Source organism: Sinomonas cyclohexanicum (assembly GCF_020886775.1).
GTDB lineage: Bacteria > Actinomycetota > Actinomycetes > Actinomycetales > Micrococcaceae > Sinomonas > Sinomonas cyclohexanicum.
The window spans coordinates 1,639,012-1,659,486 of the sequence record NZ_AP024525.1; the positions used below are offsets into that span (position 1 = coordinate 1,639,012).

Annotated in this window: 20 protein-coding genes; 14 read left to right on the plus strand and 6 right to left on the minus strand. The window is 72.3% G+C overall.

The genetic code is table 11. The features are described from left to right. The first annotated feature begins 3 nt into the window (after nucleotides 1–3). The gene (locus SCMU_RS07880) at nucleotides 4–1,368 is read left to right on the plus strand and encodes a M16 family metallopeptidase (protein ID WP_229232457.1); all 1,365 of its coding nucleotides are present in this window, start codon (nucleotides 4–6) and stop codon (nucleotides 1,366–1,368) included. A gap of 143 nt (nucleotides 1,369–1,511) precedes the next feature. On the opposite strand, the gene SCMU_RS07885 is transcribed toward SCMU_RS07880, so the two are convergent. The 5 genes from SCMU_RS07885 to moaA form a co-directional block, all read right to left on the minus strand. Then, nucleotides 1,512–2,366 carry an ABC transporter permease gene (locus SCMU_RS07885; RefSeq protein WP_229232458.1) on the minus strand — a complete coding sequence of 285 codons (855 nt, stop codon included), beginning with the start codon at nucleotides 2,364–2,366 and terminating at the stop codon, nucleotides 1,512–1,514. Next, on the minus strand, nucleotides 2,353–3,363 hold the full coding sequence (locus tag SCMU_RS07890) for an ABC transporter ATP-binding protein (protein WP_229232460.1): 1,011 nt from the start codon (nucleotides 3,361–3,363) through the stop codon (nucleotides 2,353–2,355). The genes SCMU_RS07885 and SCMU_RS07890 overlap by 14 nt, the downstream gene beginning before the upstream one ends. Then, nucleotides 3,360–4,472: a LolA family protein gene (locus SCMU_RS07895; RefSeq protein ID WP_229232461.1), complete on the minus strand. Its 1,113-nt coding sequence runs from the start codon at nucleotides 4,470–4,472 to the stop codon at nucleotides 3,360–3,362. The genes SCMU_RS07890 and SCMU_RS07895 overlap by 4 nt, the downstream gene beginning before the upstream one ends. 130 nt (nucleotides 4,473–4,602) lie before the next feature. Further along, the gene (locus SCMU_RS07900; protein ID WP_443020281.1) at nucleotides 4,603–4,866 is read right to left on the minus strand and encodes a MoaD/ThiS family protein; all 264 of its coding nucleotides are present in this window, start codon (nucleotides 4,864–4,866) and stop codon (nucleotides 4,603–4,605) included. A gap of 22 nt (nucleotides 4,867–4,888) precedes the next feature. Next, entirely contained in the window at nucleotides 4,889–6,022 is a 1,134-nt protein-coding gene (gene moaA / locus SCMU_RS07905; RefSeq protein ID WP_229232463.1) for a GTP 3',8-cyclase MoaA, read from the minus strand. Between the two features lie 58 nt (nucleotides 6,023–6,080). Here moaA and SCMU_RS07910 point away from each other — a divergent pair, with 58 nt between their 5' ends. The 7 genes from SCMU_RS07910 to SCMU_RS07940 are packed head-to-tail and all read left to right on the plus strand — an operon-like array spanning nucleotide 6,081 to nucleotide 11,742. Next, nucleotides 6,081–7,754: a molybdopterin-dependent oxidoreductase gene (locus SCMU_RS07910; protein WP_229232464.1), complete on the plus strand. Its 1,674-nt coding sequence runs from the start codon at nucleotides 6,081–6,083 to the stop codon at nucleotides 7,752–7,754. After that, a complete protein-coding gene (locus SCMU_RS07915; protein ID WP_229232465.1) occupies nucleotides 7,751–9,037 on the plus strand; it encodes a molybdopterin molybdotransferase MoeA in 1,287 nt (428 codons plus the stop codon). Before SCMU_RS07910 ends, SCMU_RS07915 begins: the two co-directional genes overlap by 4 nt. After that, a complete protein-coding gene (gene moaC, locus SCMU_RS07920; RefSeq protein ID WP_274602938.1) occupies nucleotides 9,025–9,567 on the plus strand; it encodes a cyclic pyranopterin monophosphate synthase MoaC in 543 nt (180 codons plus the stop codon). Before SCMU_RS07915 ends, moaC begins: the two co-directional genes overlap by 13 nt. Continuing rightward, on the plus strand, nucleotides 9,564–10,037 hold the full coding sequence (locus SCMU_RS07925; protein ID WP_229232466.1) for a MogA/MoaB family molybdenum cofactor biosynthesis protein: 474 nt from the start codon (nucleotides 9,564–9,566) through the stop codon (nucleotides 10,035–10,037). The genes moaC and SCMU_RS07925 overlap by 4 nt, the downstream gene beginning before the upstream one ends. Continuing rightward, nucleotides 10,027–10,494, plus strand: a complete 468-nt coding sequence (locus SCMU_RS07930) for a molybdenum cofactor biosynthesis protein MoaE (RefSeq protein WP_229232467.1) — start codon at nucleotides 10,027–10,029, stop codon at nucleotides 10,492–10,494. The genes SCMU_RS07925 and SCMU_RS07930 overlap by 11 nt, the downstream gene beginning before the upstream one ends. 25 nt (nucleotides 10,495–10,519) lie before the next feature. Then, nucleotides 10,520–11,278 (plus strand): 4-hydroxy-tetrahydrodipicolinate reductase, encoded by a 759-nt coding sequence (gene dapB, locus SCMU_RS07935; protein ID WP_229232468.1) that lies wholly within the window; start codon nucleotides 10,520–10,522, stop codon nucleotides 11,276–11,278. After that, nucleotides 11,275–11,742, plus strand: coding sequence for a hypothetical protein (locus tag SCMU_RS07940; protein WP_229232469.1), 468 nt, complete (start codon nucleotides 11,275–11,277; stop codon nucleotides 11,740–11,742). Before dapB ends, SCMU_RS07940 begins: the two co-directional genes overlap by 4 nt. Here SCMU_RS07940 and SCMU_RS07945 read toward each other — a convergent pair. Beyond that, on the minus strand, nucleotides 11,739–12,971 hold the full coding sequence (locus SCMU_RS07945; protein ID WP_274602939.1) for a heparan-alpha-glucosaminide N-acetyltransferase domain-containing protein: 1,233 nt from the start codon (nucleotides 12,969–12,971) through the stop codon (nucleotides 11,739–11,741). The genes SCMU_RS07940 and SCMU_RS07945 overlap by 4 nt on opposite strands. Nucleotides 12,972–13,059: 88 nt before the next feature. Between SCMU_RS07945 and SCMU_RS07950 the strand changes: the two genes are divergently transcribed. From SCMU_RS07950 to pgsA, 6 genes are all read left to right on the plus strand, one after another. Then, on the plus strand, nucleotides 13,060–13,401 hold the full coding sequence (locus SCMU_RS07950) for a hypothetical protein (protein WP_229232471.1): 342 nt from the start codon (nucleotides 13,060–13,062) through the stop codon (nucleotides 13,399–13,401). 20 nt (nucleotides 13,402–13,421) lie between these two features. Then, the gene (locus SCMU_RS07955) at nucleotides 13,422–14,177 is read left to right on the plus strand and encodes a carbon-nitrogen hydrolase family protein (RefSeq protein ID WP_229232472.1); all 756 of its coding nucleotides are present in this window, start codon (nucleotides 13,422–13,424) and stop codon (nucleotides 14,175–14,177) included. 44 nt (nucleotides 14,178–14,221) lie between these two features. Continuing rightward, nucleotides 14,222–15,133, plus strand: a complete 912-nt coding sequence (gene dapA / locus SCMU_RS07960; protein ID WP_229232473.1) for a 4-hydroxy-tetrahydrodipicolinate synthase — start codon at nucleotides 14,222–14,224, stop codon at nucleotides 15,131–15,133. 13 nt (nucleotides 15,134–15,146) lie between these two features. Further along, on the plus strand, nucleotides 15,147–16,838 hold the full coding sequence (locus SCMU_RS07965; RefSeq protein ID WP_229232474.1) for a ribonuclease J: 1,692 nt from the start codon (nucleotides 15,147–15,149) through the stop codon (nucleotides 16,836–16,838). Between the two features lie 85 nt (nucleotides 16,839–16,923). Then, nucleotides 16,924–19,854, plus strand: coding sequence for an FtsK/SpoIIIE family DNA translocase (locus tag SCMU_RS07970; protein ID WP_229232475.1), 2,931 nt, complete (start codon nucleotides 16,924–16,926; stop codon nucleotides 19,852–19,854). 9 nt (nucleotides 19,855–19,863) lie between these two features. Next, nucleotides 19,864–20,472, plus strand: coding sequence for a CDP-diacylglycerol--glycerol-3-phosphate 3-phosphatidyltransferase (pgsA, locus tag SCMU_RS07975; RefSeq protein WP_229232476.1), 609 nt, complete (start codon nucleotides 19,864–19,866; stop codon nucleotides 20,470–20,472). Nucleotides 20,473–20,475 lie beyond the last annotated feature (3 nt).

The window sequence follows — 20,475 nt, forward strand, 5'->3', positions numbered from 1 at the left end:
CGCATGGCGACAGTCGAACTGCCGCTGACCGCTGGCCAGCTCGTGGACGGCGCCCCCGCGTCGACCACGATCTTCGGGAAGGAGGGCGGCGCCGTCGTGCGCCGTTCCATCCTCCCCGGGGGCGTGCGCGTCCTCACGGAGGCGATGCCCGGCCAGCGGTCGGCGTCGATCGGCTTCTGGGTCGGTGTGGGCTCCCGTGACGAGGCCGAGGGCCAGCACGGGTCCACGCACTTCCTCGAGCACCTGCTGTTCAAGGGCACCGGTCGCCGCACCGCCCTCGAGATCGCCTCGGCGTTCGACGAGGTGGGTGGCGAGTCGAACGCCGCCACGGCGAAGGAGAGCACGTGCTACTACGCGCGGGTGCTCGACACTGACCTGCCGATGGCGATCGACGTCATCGCGGACATGGTCACGTCCGCGGTGCTGGACGCCGACGAGCTCGAGCAGGAGCGCGACGTCATCCTCGAGGAGATCGCCATGGACGGCGACGACCCGACGGATGTCGCTCACGAGCACTTCGTCGCCGCGGTCCTCGGCGAGCACCCGCTGGGCCGCCCCATCGGCGGCACCCCCGAGGCCATCAAGGCCGTTCCCCGGGAGTCCGTCTTCCAGCACTACCGGCGCTACTACCGGCCCGACGAGCTCGTGATCACCGCCGCGGGCGGGCTCGACCACGAGACCGTGTGTGCCCTCGTGCTCGACGCGCTGCGCACCGCCGGCTGGAACCTCACCGAGGGCGCGGCGCCGGTCGCGCGGCGCACGACGGCGCCCGCGGCCATCACGGGCCGGCCCGGCCTGACCGTGGTCAAGCGTCAGGTCGAGCAGGCCAACGTGATCATGGGCTGCCCGTCGATCATCGCCACCGACTCGCGGCGGTACGTCATGAGCGTGCTCAACGCGGTCCTCGGCGGGGGCATGTCCTCGCGGCTGTTCCAGGAGATCCGCGAGAAGCGCGGTCTCGTGTACTCGACCTACTCGTTCGCCTCGGCGTATGCCGACGCCGGGTACTTCGGGATCTACGGCGGGTGCGCCCCGGCGAAGGTCCCGCAGGTGCTGGCGCTCATGGCCGCCGAGCTCGAGAAGCTCGCTGAGCACGGGATCACCGAGGAGGAGCTGCGCAAGGCCGTGGGGCAGCTGCGCGGAGGGATCGTCCTCGCGCTCGAGGACACCGGCTCGCGCATGTCCCGCCTCGGCCGCGCCGAGCTCGTCTCGGGAGAGTTCCAGGACATCGAGGAGACCCTCGCGCAGATCGCGGCCGTCACGGCCAGCGAGGTGCAGGAGCTCGCCCGGGTCCTCGCGACGGCGCCGAGGACCACCACCGTGGTCGGCCCCTTCGAGGAGACGGAGACCTTCGGCCTCGCGCTCTGACGTTGCCCTGTGTCCTTGAGAAGTGACCCCTCAATGGTGAAGTGACCCCTCAATGGTGAAGTGACCCCCCATCCTGTTCTGGGTGGGGTGTTCTGGGTGAGGGGTCACTTCACGGATGGGGGGTCACTTCCCTGCGCTGGGGGTCAGGCCAGGATGTCCTTCGTGGTGAACCGGCCGTAGGCGAGCGCCCCGAACAGCGCGATGTAGCCGACTTGGAGCCACGCGTTCTGCCCGAACGAGTCCCAGGAGATCGGGTCACGCAGGAAGTCCGCGAGCCCGAGCCAGTGGTCGGTGAAGAGCCACGGGTGCAGCCAGTCCAGCTGGTCGAGCGCGCCGAGGATCTGCGAGACGACCGCGAGCACGGCCGTCGCGGCCATCGCGCCGACCGGCACAGAAGTCAGGGTCGAGGCGAACAGGCCGATCGCCGCGAGCCCCAGCAGCGAGACGGTCACATAGGCCGCCATGAGCAGGAGCCTCACGAGGGACTCGCCCGCGCCGATCTGGGTCCCCGAGAGGAGCGTCGCCTTCCCGAGCGGGAACAGCACCACTCCCACCGCCGTCCCACCGAGGACGACGGCGAGTGCGGCCGCCGCGCAGAACACGAGCGCGCTGAGGTACTTCACCGCGAGCAGGCGCACGCGGCCGACCGGCGCCGCGAGCAGGTACCGCAGGGTGCCGAGGCTCGCCTCGCCCGCGATCGCGTCCCCCGAGACGACGCTGACCGTCAGCGGAAGGAACAGGGGGGTGCACACCACGAGCCCCACAACGCCCGCGAACAGCCCGTTGTCCGTGATCTGGTCCAGGAAGGCGGGCCCGCGGCCGCTGGGCGGACGGCCGGGGGCGAAACGTACCGCGAGGCCGATCACCACCGGCACGGCGGCGAGCGCGGCCAGCATGGCCCACGTGCGCCAGCGCGTGAACATGACCCGCAGCTCGGAGCCCAGGAGCCGGACGGCATGTGCGCCCGGCGCGGGGGAGAGCACCTCAGCCTGCGACATCGAACCCCTCTCCGGTGAGCTCTACGAACCGCTCCTCGAGCGTCGCTGCCTCTGCGCTGAACCCGCGCACGCGCACGCCCGACGCCACGAGCGCCGCGACCACGTCCTCCGGCGCCGGGGAACCGTCGGGTGAGGCGGCCGCGCCCGAGGCGCGCTGAGCGCCCGAAGGCGAGGTGGCGCCGTCGTGCCCCGTCTTCGGCAGCACACCGATCACGGTTCCCTGCGCCGCCGGCTCGAGCTCGAGCCCGAGGGCCCGCAGAACGCCCGCGGCCTCGGAGAGATCGGGCGTGCGGACCGTGAGCCGTGGGCGGGCGGCGCCCCGGAGGGCGTCGAGGGTGCCGTGAGCCACGAGCCGACCCGTGCGGAGCACTGCCGCATGGGTGCACACCTGCTCGACCTCGGCGAGGAGGTGGCTCGAGACGAAGACGCTGGTGCCGTCCTCGGCGAGGGACCGGATCAGCGCGCGGACCTCGCGAGTCCCCTGGGGGTCGAGGCCGTTGGTGGGCTCGTCGAGCACCAGCAGCGTGCGCGGGGCCAGCAGCGCGGCGGCGAGGCCGAGGCGCTGCTTCATGCCGAGCGAATACGCATGCACCTTCTTCGCCGCCGCGTGGGACAGGCCCACGCGCTCGAGTGCCGCTCCGATCCGGGCGGGGCGGGTGCGGGCCGGCGCGAGCGGGTCCGCGGTGTCGAACCGGGCCAGATTCGCCGCGCCGCTGAGGAACGGGTAGAAGGCCGGCCCCTCCACGAGGGCGCCCACGTGGGGCAGGACCTCCCGCGCGCCGCGCGGCATGGCCCTCCCGAGCACCTCGGCCCGCCCGGCGCTCGGGGCCACGAGGCCCAGCAGCATGCGGATGGTAGTGGTCTTGCCGGAGCCGTTCGGCCCGAGGAACCCGTACACCGAGCCCCGCGGCACCTCGAGGCTCAGGCCGTCGACGGCGGTGTGCGCGCCGAAGCGCTTGGTGAGGCCGTCCGTGAGGATCGCGGGGCCGTCGGTCACTTGGTTCCTGTGCCTGCGGCCGCCGCCTCGAGGGCTGATGCCGGCACGGCGCCGGCGAGGACGCGCCCGTCCGCCGCGAGGAGCACCGTGAACAGCGACGACGAGACGACCCGGCCGCCCGCCACCGGCGTGGCCAGCTGCTTCACGAGCGGCTGGTCCGCGAACCCCGCCGGGACCTTGTCCGCCGGGATCGTCACGACGGTGTCCCAGCCCCGGGGCGCGTGGGTGGGGGCCGCCTGGGGGGCCGCGCTCGAAGGTGCCTTGTTCGCGGCGGCCTTGCCGGCCGGTGCGGGCAGCGTCTTCTCGGTGACCTTGGCCCCCGGGGGCGGGGTGAACGCGAACACGGACTGATCCGGGGCCGCCAGGTCCAGCTTCGTGAAGGCCGCGTGCACCGCGGGATCCGACTGGCCCTTCGCGAAGACGTCCACGGCGAGGGGCAGCCCGGTCTGGGCCTCGACGGCGATCCGCACCTGGGCCACGAGGGTCGCGGAGGCCTTCGGGGTGAGGACGAGGGTGTAGGCGCTGTGGCCGGCCACGGTGGCCGGGTCGCCGAGCGACACGTCCGTGCTCGGGCCGGCCGCGGCGAGGAGCCGCTGGGCGAGTTGCTCGGGGGTCAGGGGCGCCGCGCTCGCCGTTGCCTCGGGCGAGCCCGCGGTTCCGGCGGGCAGCACGGCGTGGGTCACGGCGTTCGTCGAGGAATCGTACGTCCATGCGTCGGCGCCATTGCGGATCGCATCGCGTTCGGCGAGCTGGTCGATGACCTGCACGCGCTGCCGGGTGGGCCCGTCGGCGTAGACGTTGGCGGTGTGCGCGGCGGTGAGGAGGTCGAGGAGGGCGGCCTCGGAGCCGAGGCTCGAGCTGCCCTTCGCGGCGCTGAGCGCCTGCCCCGGGATCGACGGCAGGCCGAGGTCGGTGCGCTCCTCCATGGTCCCGGAGAAGGCCTGCGCCGTGTGCCCCGCCACGAGCGAGAGTACCTGGCTCGGGGTCGCAGGCGGGGGCGGAGAGCCCGCCGTCGCGCCAGACGCGAGCACGCCGACGGCCACCACGGCGGGGACCGCCGCGGCCGGAATCCAGCGGAGCCAGCGCCGCTGCGTGGCACCTCCAGGCATGGCTCTCTTCTGTGCCGCAGTCCTGCGCGCCGCATCCGTCATGGCAACCTCCCGGGGGGATCTGATTCAACGCTACGCCGCCGAGGCGGGCATGTCGTCATCCCTGCGGGGGATGTGCGGGTCTTCCCGCTCAGCCGCCCGCGAACGGCGGCAGGACGTCCACCTGGTCGCCCGAGGCGAGCGGCCTGGCGTGGTCCTTCGCCGCGACCTCGTTGACGAGGAAGGAGCACCGGCGCAGCACGTCCGCGAGCTGCGGGGCGCCGTCGCGTGCCGGACGCACGACGGCGCGCACCGCCTCGAGCGCGTCGGCGAGGGTGCCGCCGTCGGGCATCTCGAGGTGCTCGGCAGCGGTCCCGGCGGCGGCCTGGGCCGCGGCGTAGTACCGCAGGGTGATCTGCACGGGCGCTCCTTGGGTCTCAGCCGCCGATGGCGGACATCGAGCGGTCGGGCTGGACGAAGTCGGAGGCGCCGAGGCCCGTGTGGTCCATGCCGTGGGCCTTCGGCTTGAGCCACATGGCCTCCTGCCAGCGCTGGGCCACCTGCTCGTCGGAGGCGCCGGAGCGCAGGAGGCCGCGCAGGTCCACCTCTTCATGGGAGAAGAGGCAGCTCATGACCTTGCCCTCGGCGGTGATGCGCGTGCGCTTGCAGTCCGCGCAGAACGGCTCCGTCACCGAGGCGATGATGCCGACTGTTCCCAGTACCGGTTCCGGCGTGCTGGGCGCCGGTGCCGCGCCGTCGCACCGGCGGCGCACCTCGAAGCGCTCGGCGGGGGCGCCGTCGCGGGCCCGGGGGTCCGTGGCGAGGCTGAAGTGCTCCGAGAGGATTCCGCGGATCTCGTCGGCGGTGACCATGCCCTGCCGGGTCCAGCCGTGGTCGGCGTCGAGGGGCATCTGCTCGATGAACCGCAGCTCGTAGCCGCGCTCGAGGCACCACGCCAGGAGGTCCGGGGCGTCCGCGTCGTTGACGCCGCGCATGAGCACGGAGTTGATCTTGATGGGACCGAGCCCGGCGGCATCGGCGGCCTCGATCCCGGCGAGCACGCGGTCGAAGAACGGTCGGCGGGCCAGCTTCGCGAACGTCTCGGGGTGGAGCGTGTCGAGGGAGATGTTGATGCGGGTCAGCCCCGCCTCCTTGAGGGCCGACGCCTTCGTGTCCAGGCCCACGGCGTTCGTGGTCAGCGCGATGGGCAGCTCCGGGTGCGCGGCGCGCAGCGCGGCGATGATCTCGATCAGGTCCGCCCGCACGAGCGGTTCACCGCCCGTGAGCCTGAGCTCGCGCACCCCGAGGAGGTGCACCCCGATCCCCACGATGCGCACGATCTCCTCCGCGGAGAGCACCGCGTCCTTGGTGAGCCACGGCAGGCCCTCGGCCGGCATGCAGTAGGAGCAGCGCAGGTTGCACTTGTCCGTGAGCGAGAGCCTCATGTCTGTCGCGACGCGGCCGTAACGGTCCACGAGCCCGGGCAGCCCGGCGGGCCGGTCGGCGGCGCGGGGATCCGGGCCCGGGGCGTCCGTGGCACGTAGTCGCGGCATCCCGAGCTCAACAGTCATGCATCTACGGTACGCCAGAGGGGCCTCCGGGGGAGCGGGACGGACCTATTCTGGACGCATGGGCGCCCACGAGCCTTCCTCCTCCACCTCCGCGCGGACGCCGCGGACCAGTGCGAGGGCCCGCGGCTTGGCCGCGATCGCCGGCCTGCTCGCGGCCGCCGCGGGGGTCCTCGCGGGGGAAGTGTGCGCCGGCTTCCTGAGCCCCTCGCTGAGCCCGGTCTCGGCGGTGGGCGGCGCGGTGGTGGACTTCGCCCCGCCCGCCGCGAAGGACTGGGCGATCCAGACGTTCGGCACCGGAGACAAGGCCTTCCTCGTCACGGTCATCGCGCTCGCCGTCGCCGTCCTCGGGGCGGGCGCAGGTGTGCTCGAGCTGCGCCGACCGGGTTTCGGGGTGGGGCTCGCAGGGGCGGTGGGGCTCGTGGGCCTCGCGGCCGTCGTGACCCGCTCACTCTCCAGTCCGGCCGCGTGGCTGTGCGCCCTGGCGGCGGGAATCGTCGCGATGGCCCTTGTACGGTGGCTCGTGGGACGGCTCCGGCGCGAGGCCCCGGCGCTGACGGCAGGGACGACAGCGCACGACGCCGCAGGTCCGGCCGCCGCCGGCGGTCCGCCTCCCGCCGCCGGCCTACCCGCCGCAGGTCCGTCGGGGTGGGGCTCCCTTGGCTTCCCGCGACGGGGCTTCCTGAGGGGCCTGGCGGGGACGGCCGGCGCGGTCGCGCTGGGAGGCGTTCTCACCGCCGTCGTGCGCGGGGCCTCCCTCGCGGCGACGGCGGCCCGGGACGCGCTCCGGCTCCCGAAAGCCGCCGACCCGGCGCCGCCGGTCCCCGCCGGGGCCGAGGTGGGCGTGGTGGGCATCACGCCGCTCCTCACCCTGAACGCAGAGTTCTACCGCATCGACACCGCGTTCGTGGTGCCCTCCGTGGACCCGTCAGGGTGGCGCCTCGCCGTGACGGGGCTCGTCGAGCAGCCGATCACCATCACGTGGGCCGAGCTGCTCGCCCAGCCGCTCGTGGAACGCTACGTGACGCTCACGTGCGTCTCGAACGAGGTGGGAGGGACGCTCGCCGGCAACGCGCGATGGCTCGGCTGGCCGGTGCGCGAGCTCCTCGCGCGGGCGCGGCCGCAGGCCGGGGCGGACATGGTGCTCTCCCGCAGCGTGGACGGCTTCACGGCGGGGACCCCGCTCGAGGCGCTCACCGATCCCGGCCGCGACGCCCTTCTGGCGGTGGCGATGAACGGGGAGCCGCTGCCGCCGGAGCACGGGTTCCCCGTCCGGCTCGTCGTGCCGGGCCTGTATGGCTACGTGTCCGCGACGAAGTGGGTCACCGAGCTCAAGGTCACGACGTTCGCGGCCGACACCGCCTACTGGAGCACGCGCGGCTGGAGCGAGAAGGGACCGATCAAGACAGCGTCCCGCATTGACGTGCCCCGCGCCGGGGCCAAGGTCTCCGCCGGGGACGTCACCGTGGCGGGCGTCGCGTGGGCGCAGCACCGCGGCATCTCACGGGTCGAGGTGAGCGCGGACGACGGCGCGTGGGAGCCCGCGCGGCTCGGCGCCGGGATCTCCCGCGATACTTGGTACCAGTGGGCCGTCTCCGTCCGGCTGTCCGCCGGCCATCACCGGATCGCCGTCCGGGCCACCGACGGCGACGGGCAGGTCCAGACCGCGAACGTGGCCCCGCCCGCCCCGGACGGGGCCACTGGCTACGACATCATCGACGTGGAGGCCGCATGACCCCGCACCACCCCAGCGTGACAGGGCCCGGCCGCGTCACAGGGCACGTCAGCGTGGCCGGGCACCGCCGCGTGACGGCGCACCGCGACAGGATCGCCGGCCTGCTCGCTCCGCTGGCCGACCTCCCGCTCCACCGCGTGCCGCTGTCCGCGGGGCTCGGGGCAGCGCTCGGCGAGGACCTCGTGGCGCCCGTGAGCCTGCCGCCGTTCGACAACTCCCAGATGGACGGGTTCGCCGTGCGCTCGGCGGACTTCCGCGGTGACCTCGACGGGGGCCCTAGGGCGTTCACCGTCGCGGACCCGATCCCCGCCGGGGCCGTGCCCGCCCCTCTGGCGCCGGGGCACGCCGCCCCGATCATGACGGGGGCCATGATGCCCCCGGGCGCGGACGCCGTCGTGCCCGTGGAACGTGCCGTCCCCTCCACGTACCCCGCGCCCGGCGAGACCGTGGGGCTTCCGCCGGTGGAGGCGGGTACCTACGTGCGGCGGGCCGGCAGCGACGTGGAGGCGGGCGCCGTCGTGCTTCGCGCCGGGGCCGCGCTGGGTGCGGCGCAGATCGGGCTCGCTGCGGGCCTCGGGATCGAGGACGTGCCCGTGCGGCCGGCCCTGCGGGCGGTGGTGGTCAGCACGGGCGCCGAGCTAGCGGCCCCGGGTACCGCGCTTGCGCCCGGCCAGATCCACGACGCCAACGGCCCCCTGCTGGCGGCGGCGCTGCGGGAGTCGGGCCTCACGGTCGGGAACGTCGCCGTGCGCAGCGACGAACCGGGCGAGCTGCGGCGCGAGCTCAGGGGCCTGGCCCGGCTCGGCGCGGAGGACAGGCCCGACCTCGTCATCACGACCGGCGGAGTGTCCAAGGGCGCGTTCGAGGCGACCAAGCTCGCGCTCGCGGGAAGCGACGTCGAGTTCTCCCACCTCGCGATGCAGCCCGGCGGCCCGCAGGGACTCGGGACGTTCGAGGGGCTGCCGATCATCGCGTTCCCCGGGAACCCCGTAAGCTGCTGGATCTCGTGGGAAGTGCTCCTGAGGCCGGTCCTCTCAGAGCTGCTCGGAGCGCCACGCCACCGGCGCGTGCTCAGGGCGCCGCTCGCACACGGCCTCGCCTCTCCCGCGGGCAAGCTCCAGGTGCGCCGGGCCCGGCTGCGGCGCGACGGCGCCGCGGAGCTCGTGGGCGGCCCGGGCTCCCACCTGCTCGGGGCGCTCGCCGCCTCGGACGCACTCGTCATGGTGCCGGAAGACGTCACGGAGCTCCCGGCCGGCGCGGAGGTGGAAGTATGGCTGACGTGAACAAGACCCCCGAGCACCCGTTCGAGCCACCGCCGCGGCTCACCCATGTGCGCGCCGACGGGAGCGCCCACATGGTGGATGTGAGCAGCAAGCAGGAGACCACACGGGAAGCGACCGCGCAGGCCGTCCTCACGACGACCCCGGAGGTCGTGGCGCTCCTGGCCGAGGGCGGCCTTCCCAAGGGCGATGCCCTCTCCGTGGCCCGCATCGCGGGGATCATGGCGGCGAAGAAGACGCCCGAGCTCATCCCGCTGTGCCACCCGCTGCCCATCGCCAAAGTCACGGTGGACTTCGAGCTCGGCCGCGCGTCAGTGGCCGTGTACGCGACGGTCAAGACCAGAGGCGTGACAGGGGTGGAAATGGAGGCGCTCACCGCCGCGTCCGTCGCGGCGCTCGGTGTCTACGACATGATCAAGGCGGTGGACAAGCACGCCGTCATCTCCGAGGTCAAGGTCCTGGCCAAGTCCGGCGGCAAGAGCGGCGACTGGTCCCTGCCCGGTGCCGGGCCCGTCGGCGGGGCGGGCTCGTGAGGCGCGCGGGGATCCTCATCGCGTCCACCCGCGCCGCGACCGGGGTCTACGAGGACCGGACCGGGCCGGTCATCGCGGACTGGCTCGCCGAGCACGGCTTCGAGGTCATCCCGGCCGCCGTGGTCCCGGACGGCCCGAGCGTCGGCGCGGCCCTGCGAGCGCTGCTCTCCCTCGGCCCGTCGCTGGTCGTCACGAGCGGCGGCACGGGCCTGAGCCCCGACGACGTCACGCCCGAGGAGACGCTGACCCTGTTGGACCGAGAGGTCCCGGGCGTCATGGAGGCCATCCGCGCCGCTGGCCTCGCCAAGACGCCCCTCGCGGCGCTGTCCCGGGGGCACGCGGGGCTCGCGGGCACGACATTCGTGGTCAACCTCCCCGGATCCCCGTCCGGCGTCATGGACGGACTCGCCGTCCTCGACCCGATCGTCGAGCACATCTGCGACCAGGTGGAAGGAAGCCATGCCCACTGAGCAGCCCACGGTCGAGGTGGTCCACGCCGCGGTGACCATCGACCCGCTCTCGGAGACCGCAGCGCGCGCCGCCGTCGACGCGGCGGATGCGGGCGCCGTCGTCCTCTTCTCCGGCGTGGTGCGAGACCACGACGACGGCCGCGGCGTCACGCGCCTGTCGTACACCGCCCACCCCACGGCCGAGGCGATCCTGCGCGACGTCGTGGACGCGGTCATCCACGAGCACGCCGCGGAGCACGGGGCGTCCGAGCGGGCCATGCGCGTCTGGATCGCCCACCGAGTCGGCGAGCTGGCGGTGGGCGACGCCGCGTTCGTCTGCGCAGTCTCGGCCGCTCACCGCGGGGAGGCGTTCCGGCTCTGCGCCGACCTCGTGGACCGGGTCAAGGAAGAGGTGCCGATCTGGAAGGAGCAGTTCTTCGACGACGGCGGGAGCGAGTGGGTGGCCGCGCTGGGCTGACCTGGGCTGGGCTAGGCTTGAACCCATGGCAGAACGACTTCCCGTGGCAGTGCTGGGCGCGAATGGGCGCATGGGTTCCGAGGCAGTCAGGGCAGTCGACGCAGCCGGCGACATGGACGTCGTCGCGGCGCTCGGGCGAGGCGACTCGCTCGAGGCCCTGGTGGACGCGGGCGCGCGCTACATCGTGGACCTCACCGTGCCGGACGCCACCGAGGCCAACGTGCGCTTCGCGGTCGAGCACGGGATGCACGCGGTGGTGGGCACCACCGGGTGGACCGCCGCGCGGCTCGAGTCTCTCGGCACCCTGCTCTCCGAGTACCCCGACACCGGCGTGCTCATCGCCCCCAACTTCGCGCTCGGCTCGGTGCTGGCCTCGGCGTTCGCCGCGAAGGCGGCCCGCTACTTCGAATCCGTCGAGGTCATAGAGCTCCATCACCCCGACAAGGTGGACGCGCCCTCCGGCACCGCCGTGCGCACCGCCCAGCTCATCGCGGCCTCGCGTTCGGAGGCAGGCGTCGGGCCCTCGCCGGACGCCACCACGAAGGCGCTCGACGGCGCGCGGGGGGCCGACGTCGACGGCGTCCGGGTGCACTCGGTGCGCCTCCGCGGGCTCGTGGCGCATCAGGAAGTGCTCCTCGGCAGTGAGGGGGAGGAGCTGACGATCCGGCATGACTCGTTCGACCGCGCGTCCTTCATGCCCGGCGTGCTCCTCGGGCTGCGCGGGGTCGCGGCCCACCCCGGGCTCACTGTGGGCCTCGACGGCTACCTGGACCTCGGGCTGTGAGCGCGGTGGAGTGGCTCAAGGCCAACAAGGTCAAGATCGGCGTGGTCGCCGTGACGGTCCTGCTGGTCTTCTACCTCATCGTCACGTTCGACCGGGCCCGGATCCTGCTGACCGATCCTCAGCCGGTCGCGAAGGCCATCGGCGCGGCGTACCTCGTGCTGCCGATCGTGGGCGCGTGGGCGCTCCTGCGAGAGCTCTCCTTCGGGGCGCGCCTCGAGCGGATGGGCAAGGAACTCGCGGCCGAGGGCGGCCTCCCGGAGGACAACCTGCCGCGCACCGCGGGTGGCCGGATTGTGCGCGCGGCCGCTGACGCCGAGTTCGGGCGGTATCGCGGTGAGGCCGAGGCTGCGCCGGCTGACTGGCGGTCGTGGTACCGGCTCGGCCTCGCCTATGACGCGTCCGGCGACCGGAAGCAGGCCCGCGCCGCGATGCGCCGAGCCGCCACGCTCCACCGCGGACGCTAGCGGCGCCGTGTCCGGGCCGCGCGAGAGCTGAGGAGCCCGGCACGAGAGGCCCCGTGGGCGAGCCACTCAAGCGGCCCGCGCCAGCCGTTCGCCCGGACGAACAGTCCGATCGCGAGCGCCGCGGCAAGGTGGACGGCGAGGAGTGCCTCGCGTGTGAGGTGTGCCGCGTCCGCGAGCGGCAGCGAGAGGGCCCACACGTGGGCCGAATAGAGGGTCAGGGTCATCGCCCCGGCGCCCGCGAGCGGCGCGAGCAGCCCGGTGCGCACCAGCGGGCCGATGCGCGCGAGCAGGAGGAACGCGCCGATCGCGGCCGCGGACGTCCCGCACGTGTGCAGGAGGTCCAGCGTGGTCCCCGAGTGGGGCGCAGCCGTCGTGAGCCACCACCAGGTCCCCGTCTGGTCCACACCGCTCAGGTTCGCCTCGAGCATCGCCCGCAGCGGCCAGATGCGTGCCTGCTCGGTGCCGAGCAGCACGTTCATCCCGCCGAGCGGTGAGAGGAATGCCCACGCGCAGGCCTTGGCGATGACTGCGGCCGCGAGACCGCCCACAACCAGCCATGCCTGGTTTGCGGCACGGCCCAGGTCCGCCCGACCGATCCACAGGCCCACGAGGATGTAGCCGAACCATTGGAGGGCCGGGTAGTAGCCGGTCACCGTGAGGTCCGCGAGGAGACGTGCCGGGCTCGCGAGATCGCCCCATGCGGGATTGTGGCCGAGGCGCAGGGGCGGAACTGCGCTGAGCAGCGCAGGCCGGACCAGGTACGCCACGATCGGCGCCCCGAGGAGCCACGCCGCCGCGAGCAGGCCCAGCGCCTGCCGGTGCAGCCGCACGACCGGCAGGGCGCACCAGAAGAGCAGGGCGTACTGGACAAGGATCACAGCAACGTTGACCTCGGCAAGGCCAAGGGTGAGGCCGACGGCGGCGATCACCGCCGCGCGAAGGGCGAGGCCAGCGCGGTTGGCCGCCGCCGGGACGCTGCCGAGCGTCAGGGACACGCCGGCGAGGACGGCGAAGAGCGCGGCGGCCCGGCCCGAGAACGCCAGGCCGATCCACGTGGGGAGCCAGGCGGACGTCGCAGGGTCCTGCTCGTACGTGGGCAGGACATGGGTGGCCATCATGGCCAGGAGGGCGGCGCCGCGGGCCATGTCGATCCCCTCAAGGCGGCTGACGCGGGCGGGGCGCGGCCGGGTGTCCCGCCTCGCGCGGGGTGATTGCGATGGTCCGCCCATGGCGCCGATCGTCTCACGATGCCCGGCATCGCAGAGATTCGGATTCGATGATTGCCATCCGAAGATATGTTCGATTAGAGTGCTTCCCATGAGCAGGGACGAGACGCCCGTTCAGGGAACCTCCACCGCCCCGTTCCTGTCCCCCGGGGCGGTGGGCTTCCTCTCCCGGCAGCTGGTGGAGAGGACGCTGGGGCGGGACCCCTCGGTGCACGCCTGGCGCGCCGCGGGCCCGCTCCTGCCCGGTGACCCGCCGCCGGGGGAGCTTGCGCGCCGCCTGGCGGAGACTGATGTGGCATTCCTCACGGAACGCGAACTCGTGGCGTACGTGGAGGCCTGCGGACACCTGGGGTTGTGGGCAGCGGGGCGAGCCGGGGCGGCCCGCGCGGAGCTCGAGGGCCGCACCCGGATCGCGGCCCGGGGACGCCCCTGAGCGTGCCCTACGATGGCGGTATGTCCGCCGAACTCACCGTCGCAGCCGTGCAGTCCGTGCCGCTCCCGGGGGGCCTCCATGCGAACATCGACGAGCACGTCAGGCTCCTCGAAGATGCCGACGGGCACGGCGCCCGGCTCGCCGTGTTCCCCGAACTGTCGCTCACCGGCTACGACCTCTCTCTGTTCGCGGACGAGTCGGCGTGGATCACGAGCCCGTCGGCCCAGCTCGCGGAGATCCAGGCCGCGTGCGAGGACATGGGGATCGCAGCGGCCGTGGGCGCCGCCGTCCGCGAGCCGGACGGCACGCCCCGCCTCGCCTCGCTCCTGCTCCGCCCAGGCACTGCGCCGCTCATCGCCCCAAAGGTGCACCTGCACGGCGCGGAGCGCGAACTCTTCGAGCCTGGAGACCACCCGACCCTGGTCGAGGTCGACGGGTGGAAGGTCGCGCTTGCCGTGTGCTTCGACGTCTCACAGCCGCGCCACGCCGCCGAGGCGGCAGCCTCCGGCGCGGACCTCTACGCGGCGTCGTCGGTCTACGTCGCGGGGGAGGAGCGCCGCCTTGACCTCCACTTCGGGGCGCGGGCCATGGACAGCCGGTTCTTCGCACTCCTCGCGAACGCCGGCGGGACGAGCGCGCTCGGCGAGTCCTGCGGGGAGAGCGGGATCTGGGGCCCCGACGGCCACCGCATGGCCGCTGCGCGGGGCACGGGCACGCAAGTCGTCCCGGCCGTCCTCTTCCGATCTGCGCTGATGCGGTACCGGCCTCGCGCCTGACGCGCGTTGCCCAAAGCGGCGGCCCACACGGTAACGTTCTGTGCATGGCTGACTCCGACAACCGCGCGCGCACTTTCGGCACCCTCCTGACCGCAATGGTGACCCCGTTCACCGAGGACGGCGAGGTCGATTTCGACGCGGCGGGCAAGCTGGCGGCCAAACTGGTCGACGACGGCTGCGACGGCCTCGTGGTCACGGGCACGACGGGCGAGACCTCGACCCTCACGGACGAGGAGAACCTCGGCATGTTCAAGGCCGTCCTCGAGGCCGTGGGCGGGCGCGCAAAGGTCATCGCGGGCACCGGCACGAACGACACCCGTCACTCGGTGAGCCTCTCGCGCCGCGCAGCTGACCTCGGCGTCGACGGGCTCCTGCTCGTCACCCCGTACTACAACAAGCCGAGCCAGGCGGGCGTCCAGGCCCACTTCGAGACTGTCGCGTCCGCGACCGACCTCCCGGTCATGCTCTACGACATCCCGGGCCGCACCGGCATCGCGGTGGAGACCGACACCATCCTCCGTCTCGCTGAGCACCCCAACATCGCCGGCCTCAAGGACGCCAAGGCAGACTTCGCCGCCGTCACCCGCGTGCTCGCCAAGACGGACCTCGCCGTCTACTCGGGCGACGACGGGCTCACCCTTCCGTGGATGGCCGCGGGGGCACTCGGCGTCGTGTCGGTCACGGCGCACGTGGCCACCGCGCAGTTCCGCGCCCTCGTCGACGCGGCGCTCGCGGGGGACTTCGCGACCGCCCGCCGCATCCACTTCGAGCTGGACCCGGTAATCCGCGGCGTCATGACGCGCGTCCAGGGCGCGGTCGCCACCAAGCAGGTTCTCAAGTGGCAGGGAGTCCTGCCCAACTCCGTGGTCCGTCTTCCCCTTGTGGAGCCGGGCGACGCGGAGCTTTCCCTCATCCGCAACGATCTGGCCGAAGCCGGAATGGACTTCGCCGCCTAGGAGCAGCACCAGCATGACCCAACGAGCCCTGTCCGTCCTCACCACCCCGCCGCCGCTCCCTTCGGGGAGCCTGCGGATCGTCCCGCTCGGCGGGCTCGGTGAGGTCGGGCGGAATATGGCCGTCTTCGAGATCGGGGGCAAGCTCCTGGTGGTCGACTGCGGCGTCCTGTTCCCCGAGGAGACGCAGCCCGGCGTCGACCTCATCCTCCCCGACTTCTCGTACATCGAGGACCGGCTGGACGACATCCTCGCCGTCGTGCTCACCCACGGCCACGAAGACCACATCGGCGGCGTCCCGTACCTCCTGCGGCGCCGCAGGGACATCCCCCTCGTGGGCTCCCAGCTGACGCTCGCCTTCGTCGAGGCGAAGCTCGCCGAGCACCGCATCACCCCGGTGCTGCGCGTGGTCGAGGAGGGGCAGGTGCTCGACTTCGGCCCGTTCCAGACCGAGTTCATCGCCGTGAACCACTCCATCCCGGACGCCCTCGCCGTGTTCATCCGCACCGCGGGCGGCACTGTGCTGCACACGGGCGACTTCAAGATGGACCAGCTCCCGCTCGACGGCCGCATCACGGACCTGCGCCACTTCGCCCGCCTCGGCGAGGAGGGCGTGGACCTGTTCATGGCGGACTCGACGAACGCGGACGTCCCGGGGTTCACGACTGCGGAGAAGGAGATCGGCCCCACGCTCGACCGCTTCTTCGGGCAGGCCCGCAAGCGGATCATCGTGGCGAGCTTCTCCTCGCACGTCCACCGCGTGCAGCAGGTGCTCGACGCCGCGCATCACCACGGCCGGAAGGTCGCCTTCGTGGGGCGGTCGATGGTGCGCAACATGGGCATCGCCGCGAAGCTCGGCTACCTCGACGTGCCCCCGGGCATCCTCGTGGACATCAAGCAGATCGACGAGATCCCCGACCACCGGCTCGTGCTCATGTCCACCGGATCGCAGGGCGAGCCCATGGCCGCACTCTCGCGCATGGCCAGCGGCGACCACCGGGTCCAGGTCGGGCAGGGCGACATGGTCATCCTCGCGTCATCGCTCATCCCCGGCAACGAGAACGCCGTCTTCCGCGTGGTCAACGGGCTGCTCAAGCTCGGCGCGACCGTCGTCCACAAGGGCATGGCCAAGGTCCACGTCTCCGGCCATGCCGCCGCCGGCGAGCTGCTCTACTGCTACAACATCGTCGAGCCCCTCAACGCGATGCCTGTGCACGGGGAGACCCGGCACCTCATCGCCAACGGCAACCTCGCGCTCGAGACCGGAATGGAGCCCGAGAGCGTGATCCTCGCGGACAACGGCACGGTCGTGGACCTCGCCGACGGCGTCGCGAAGATCGTCGGCCAGGTCGAGGTCGGCTTCGTCTACGTCGACGGCAGCAGCGTCGGCGAGATCACCGATGTCGACCTCAAGGACCGCCGGATCCTCGGCGAGGAGGGGTTCATCTCGGTCATCACGGTCGTGAACCGCTCCACGGGCAAGGTCGTCTCCGGCCCGGAGATCCACGCGCGCGGCGTCGCCGAGGACGATTCAGTGTTCGACGACATCATCCCCAAGGTCAACGAGGCGCTCGAGGAAGCCATCCTGGCCAGGCCGGACCACACCGCCCATCAGCTCCAGCAGGTGGTGCGGCGCGTCATCGGCACGTGGGTGAGCCGCAAGCTCCGTCGCAAGCCGATGATCATCCCGGTAGTCCTCGAGGCCTGACGCCTCCGGCGAGAAGCATCGCGAAAGGCCGCCGCTCCCGTGGAAATCCGCGGGGACGGCGGCCTTTCGCGGTACGGTTGCGAATATGGCGACTCGTACCTCCTCCACGCCACCCACCAGATCGAACCCGTCGCGATCCGGCGCCTCGAACCGGTCCAGCGCGTCCAAGCCGGGCGCCCGGACCGGGACCGGCGCGCCCCGCGGGAAGACGGGCAACGGGAGGACGACGACGCGCGGCGTCACCACGACGGACGCCGGCCAGCCGTGGCTGGCGCGCATGATCGGCGGGACATGGGGGGCGCTCGCCCACGCGGTCGGCGGAGGGGTGCGCCGCATCGGGACAGACGTGAGCGACCTCGACCCCGAAGAGCGCCGCGACGGCGCCGCCCTGTTCAACCTGGTCCTTGCCGTGTTCATCGCGACCTTTGCCTGGTGGGGCTGGACAGGCTGGTTCCCCGACACGGTCTACGCCGTGGTCAACGGCACCTTCGGGTGGGTCTCGCTCCTGCTCCCGCTCATGCTCGGGGTGTGCGCGTTCCGGCTCTTCCGGAAGCCGGCCGACCACCGCGGCAACAACCGGGTGGGGATCGGATTCCTCGTCATGACCTTCGCCGCCACCGGTCTGGCCCACGTGCTCGGGGGCCTGCCCTCGGCGGCCAACGGCTTCGACGGGCTCCGGATGGCGGGCGGCATGCTCGGCTTCCTCGCCGCCTCGCTCCTCGCGGCGATCCACCCCGCGGTTCCGGTCATCGTCTACTCCCTTCTCGCGTTCGTCTCCGTCCTGATCGTCACCGCGACGCCGTTCGCCGCCATCCCACGCCGCATCCGCGCCGCGTGGGAGCACCTCATGGGCCTCGATCTCGGGCCCGAGGAGACGGACGGCCATGACCGCAGCTACCTCTACGACACCGATCGCAGGGCTCAGGAGGCGGCCCGAGAGCGGCGCAAGAAGAAGCGCCGCCTCTTCGGCAAGGACGCCGAGGACGCCGGCGACCATCCCGACGGACTGGCCGGGGACGAGCCGTACGAGCAGGCCCTCGTCGACGACCCGGCCGCGGCGGACGCCACGGTGCCAATGCCGGCCGCAGCGCCGGGCCGCTCCCAGGCCGAGGCGGCGATCCAGAAGATCCGGGCTGCGCAGGGGCGCGGCGGTGCGGCTGGTGCGGGAGCGGCGTCGGCCTCGACGGGGGAGCCCACCGAGGCGATCCCCACGGTGGGCCTCCCGACGCCCAACCCCGGCGCGACGACCCACGTGCCCTCGACGCCGGTCGCACCGACCCCGCCGCCGACCCCGATCCCGCAGCGCACCGAGCAGCTCCAGCTCTCGGGCGACGTCGCATACACCCTCCCGTCGTCGGACTTCCTCGTGCAGGGCTCGGCGCCGAAGGAGCGGACCGAGGCGAACGACGCCGTGGTGGCGGCGCTCACGAGCACGCTGACGCAGTTCAACGTCGATGCCGAGGTCACCGGGTTCTCCCGTGGGCCGACCGTCACGCGGTACGAGATCGAGCTCTCGCCGGGTACCAAGGTCGAGAAGGTCACGGCGCTGTCCAAGAACATCGCCTACGCCGTCGCGAGCTCGGACGTGCGCATCCTCAGCCCCATCCCCGGCAAGAGCGCGATCGGCATCGAGATCCCCAACACGGACCGCGAGACCGTCTCGCTCGGCGACGTGCTGCGCAGCCAGAACGCGCGCCGCACCGAGCACCCCATGGTCATGGGAGTCGGCAAAGACGTCGAGGGCGGCTTCGTCGTGGCGAACCTCGCCAAGATGCCCCACCTGCTCGTGGCGGGTGCGACCGGCGCCGGCAAGTCCTCCTTCGTGAACTCGATGATCACCTCGATCCTCATGCGCGCCACGCCGGACGAGGTGCGCATGGTCATGGTCGACCCCAAGCGCGTCGAGCTCACCGCGTACGAGGGCGTCCCGCACCTCATCACGCCCATCATCACGAACCCGAAGAAGGCCGCCGAGGCGCTCCAGTGGGTCGTCCGGGAGATGGACGCCCGGTATGACGACCTCGCGAACTACGGCTTCAAGCACATCGACGACTTCAACAAGGCCGTCCGTGCCGGCAAGGTCGTCCCACCGCCGGGATCCGAGCGCAAGGTGCGGCCGTACCCGTACCTGCTTGTCATCGTCGACGAGCTCGCCGACCTCATGATGGTCGCGCCGCGGGACGTCGAGGATTCGATCGTGCGCATCACCCAGCTCGCGCGAGCGGCCGGCATCCACCTCGTCCTCGCGACCCAGCGCCCGTCCGTGGACGTGGTCACGGGCCTCATCAAGGCCAACGTGCCCTCGCGCATGGCATTCGCGACCTCGTCGGTCACGGATTCCCGCGTGGTGCTCGACCAGCCCGGGGCCGAGAAGCTCATCGGCCAGGGCGATGCGCTGTTCCTGCCCATGGGCGCCTCGAAGCCCATGCGCGTCCAGGGCGCGTGGGTGTCCGAGTCGGAGATCCACAAGGTCGTCGAGCACGTCAAGGGCCAGCTCACCGTGACGTACCGCGACGACGTCGCGGTCGAGGCGGAGAAGAAGCAGATCGACGAGGAGATCGGCGACGACCTCGAGGTGCTCCTCCAGGCCACCGAGCTCGTGGTCACGACCCAGTTCGGCTCGACCTCCATGCTCCAGCGCAAGCTGCGCGTCGGCTTCGCCAAGGCCGGGCGCCTGATGGACCTCCTCGAGAGCCGCGGCGTGGTCGGACCGTCGGAGGGCTCCAAGGCGCGCGATGTCCTCGTCAAGCCCGACGACCTGCCCGCGGTGCTCTCCGCGCTGCGAGGCGAGGACGCGCCGTCGTCCGCGTCTAACCCCACAGACCAGGCGTTGGCCGACAACGCGAGCGCGAACCACCACGTCGGCCAGTACGAGGTCGACTCGCCCTACGCCGAGGACCTCGTGGCCAAGGACCTCGACTCCCGTCCGCACGCCGTCGACTACCACGACGGGGACGACGCCTCTGGCGGCGACGACGAGGGCGGCGAGGACGCGTGGCAGCTGACTGGACGCTAGGCTGAGACGGTGACCACCCCTCCGGCCGCACCCTCCTCACAGCTGTGGAACGTGCCCAACATCCTCACGATGGTGAGGATCGTCCTCGTCCCGTTCTTCATCTGGTCCATGCTCGCGGACGGCACGCAGCACGGCGGGCTGCGGTGGGTCGCCTTCGTCCTGTTCGCCGTCGCGATCTACACGGACCAGCTGGACGGCTCGATCGCCCGGAAGCGCAACCTCATCACGGATTTCGGCAAGATCGCGGATCCCATTGCCGACAAGCTCCTCACCGGCTCGGCGCTCGTGCTGCTCTCGGTGCTCGGCGAACTGCCGTGGTGGATCACGATCCTCATTCTCGTCCGGGAGTGGGGCATCACGGCCCTGCGGTTCGTCGTGATCCGGTATGGGGTCATGCCCGCATCGCCCGGTGGGAAGCTCAAGACCGTACTCCAGACGGTCGCGATCCTGCTGTACCTGTTCCCGCTCACCCCGGGGACCCCCATCCTGGCCGCCATCGCGTTCTGGATCATGATCCTCGCCCTCGCGGTGACCGTGGTGACCGGCATCGACTACATCGCCAAGGCCGTCCGCCTGCGTGCTACCGCCTTGAAGGGCCGGCATCCTGAAGGGCGATGAGCT

Bases quoted from the DNA above. Each gene is read 5' to 3' on its own strand.
- moaA (WP_229232463.1), bottom strand. From the start codon at position 6,022: ATGACTGTTGAGCTCGGGATGCCGCGACTACGTGCCACGGACGCCCCG.
- SCMU_RS07910 (WP_229232464.1), top strand. From the start codon at position 6,081: ATGGGCGCCCACGAGCCTTCCTCCTCCACCTCCGCGCGGACGCCGCGG.
- SCMU_RS07915 (WP_229232465.1), top strand. From the start codon at position 7,751: ATGACCCCGCACCACCCCAGCGTGACAGGGCCCGGCCGCGTCACAGGG.
- SCMU_RS07895 (WP_229232461.1), bottom strand. From the start codon at position 4,472: ATGCCTGGAGGTGCCACGCAGCGGCGCTGGCTCCGCTGGATTCCGGCC.
- SCMU_RS07945 (WP_274602939.1), bottom strand. From the start codon at position 12,971: ATGGGCGGACCATCGCAATCACCCCGCGCGAGGCGGGACACCCGGCCG.
- SCMU_RS07970 (WP_229232475.1), top strand. From the start codon at position 16,924: ATGGCGACTCGTACCTCCTCCACGCCACCCACCAGATCGAACCCGTCG.
- SCMU_RS07965 (WP_229232474.1), top strand. From the start codon at position 15,147: ATGACCCAACGAGCCCTGTCCGTCCTCACCACCCCGCCGCCGCTCCCT.
- moaC (WP_274602938.1), top strand. From the start codon at position 9,025: ATGGCTGACGTGAACAAGACCCCCGAGCACCCGTTCGAGCCACCGCCG.
- dapA (WP_229232473.1), top strand. From the start codon at position 14,222: ATGGCTGACTCCGACAACCGCGCGCGCACTTTCGGCACCCTCCTGACC.
- SCMU_RS07885 (WP_229232458.1), bottom strand. From the start codon at position 2,366: ATGTCGCAGGCTGAGGTGCTCTCCCCCGCGCCGGGCGCACATGCCGTC.
- SCMU_RS07930 (WP_229232467.1), top strand. From the start codon at position 10,027: ATGCCCACTGAGCAGCCCACGGTCGAGGTGGTCCACGCCGCGGTGACC.
- SCMU_RS07880 (WP_229232457.1), top strand. From the start codon at position 4: ATGGCGACAGTCGAACTGCCGCTGACCGCTGGCCAGCTCGTGGACGGC.
- SCMU_RS07950 (WP_229232471.1), top strand. From the start codon at position 13,060: ATGAGCAGGGACGAGACGCCCGTTCAGGGAACCTCCACCGCCCCGTTC.
- SCMU_RS07955 (WP_229232472.1), top strand. From the start codon at position 13,422: ATGTCCGCCGAACTCACCGTCGCAGCCGTGCAGTCCGTGCCGCTCCCG.
- dapB (WP_229232468.1), top strand. From the start codon at position 10,520: ATGGCAGAACGACTTCCCGTGGCAGTGCTGGGCGCGAATGGGCGCATG.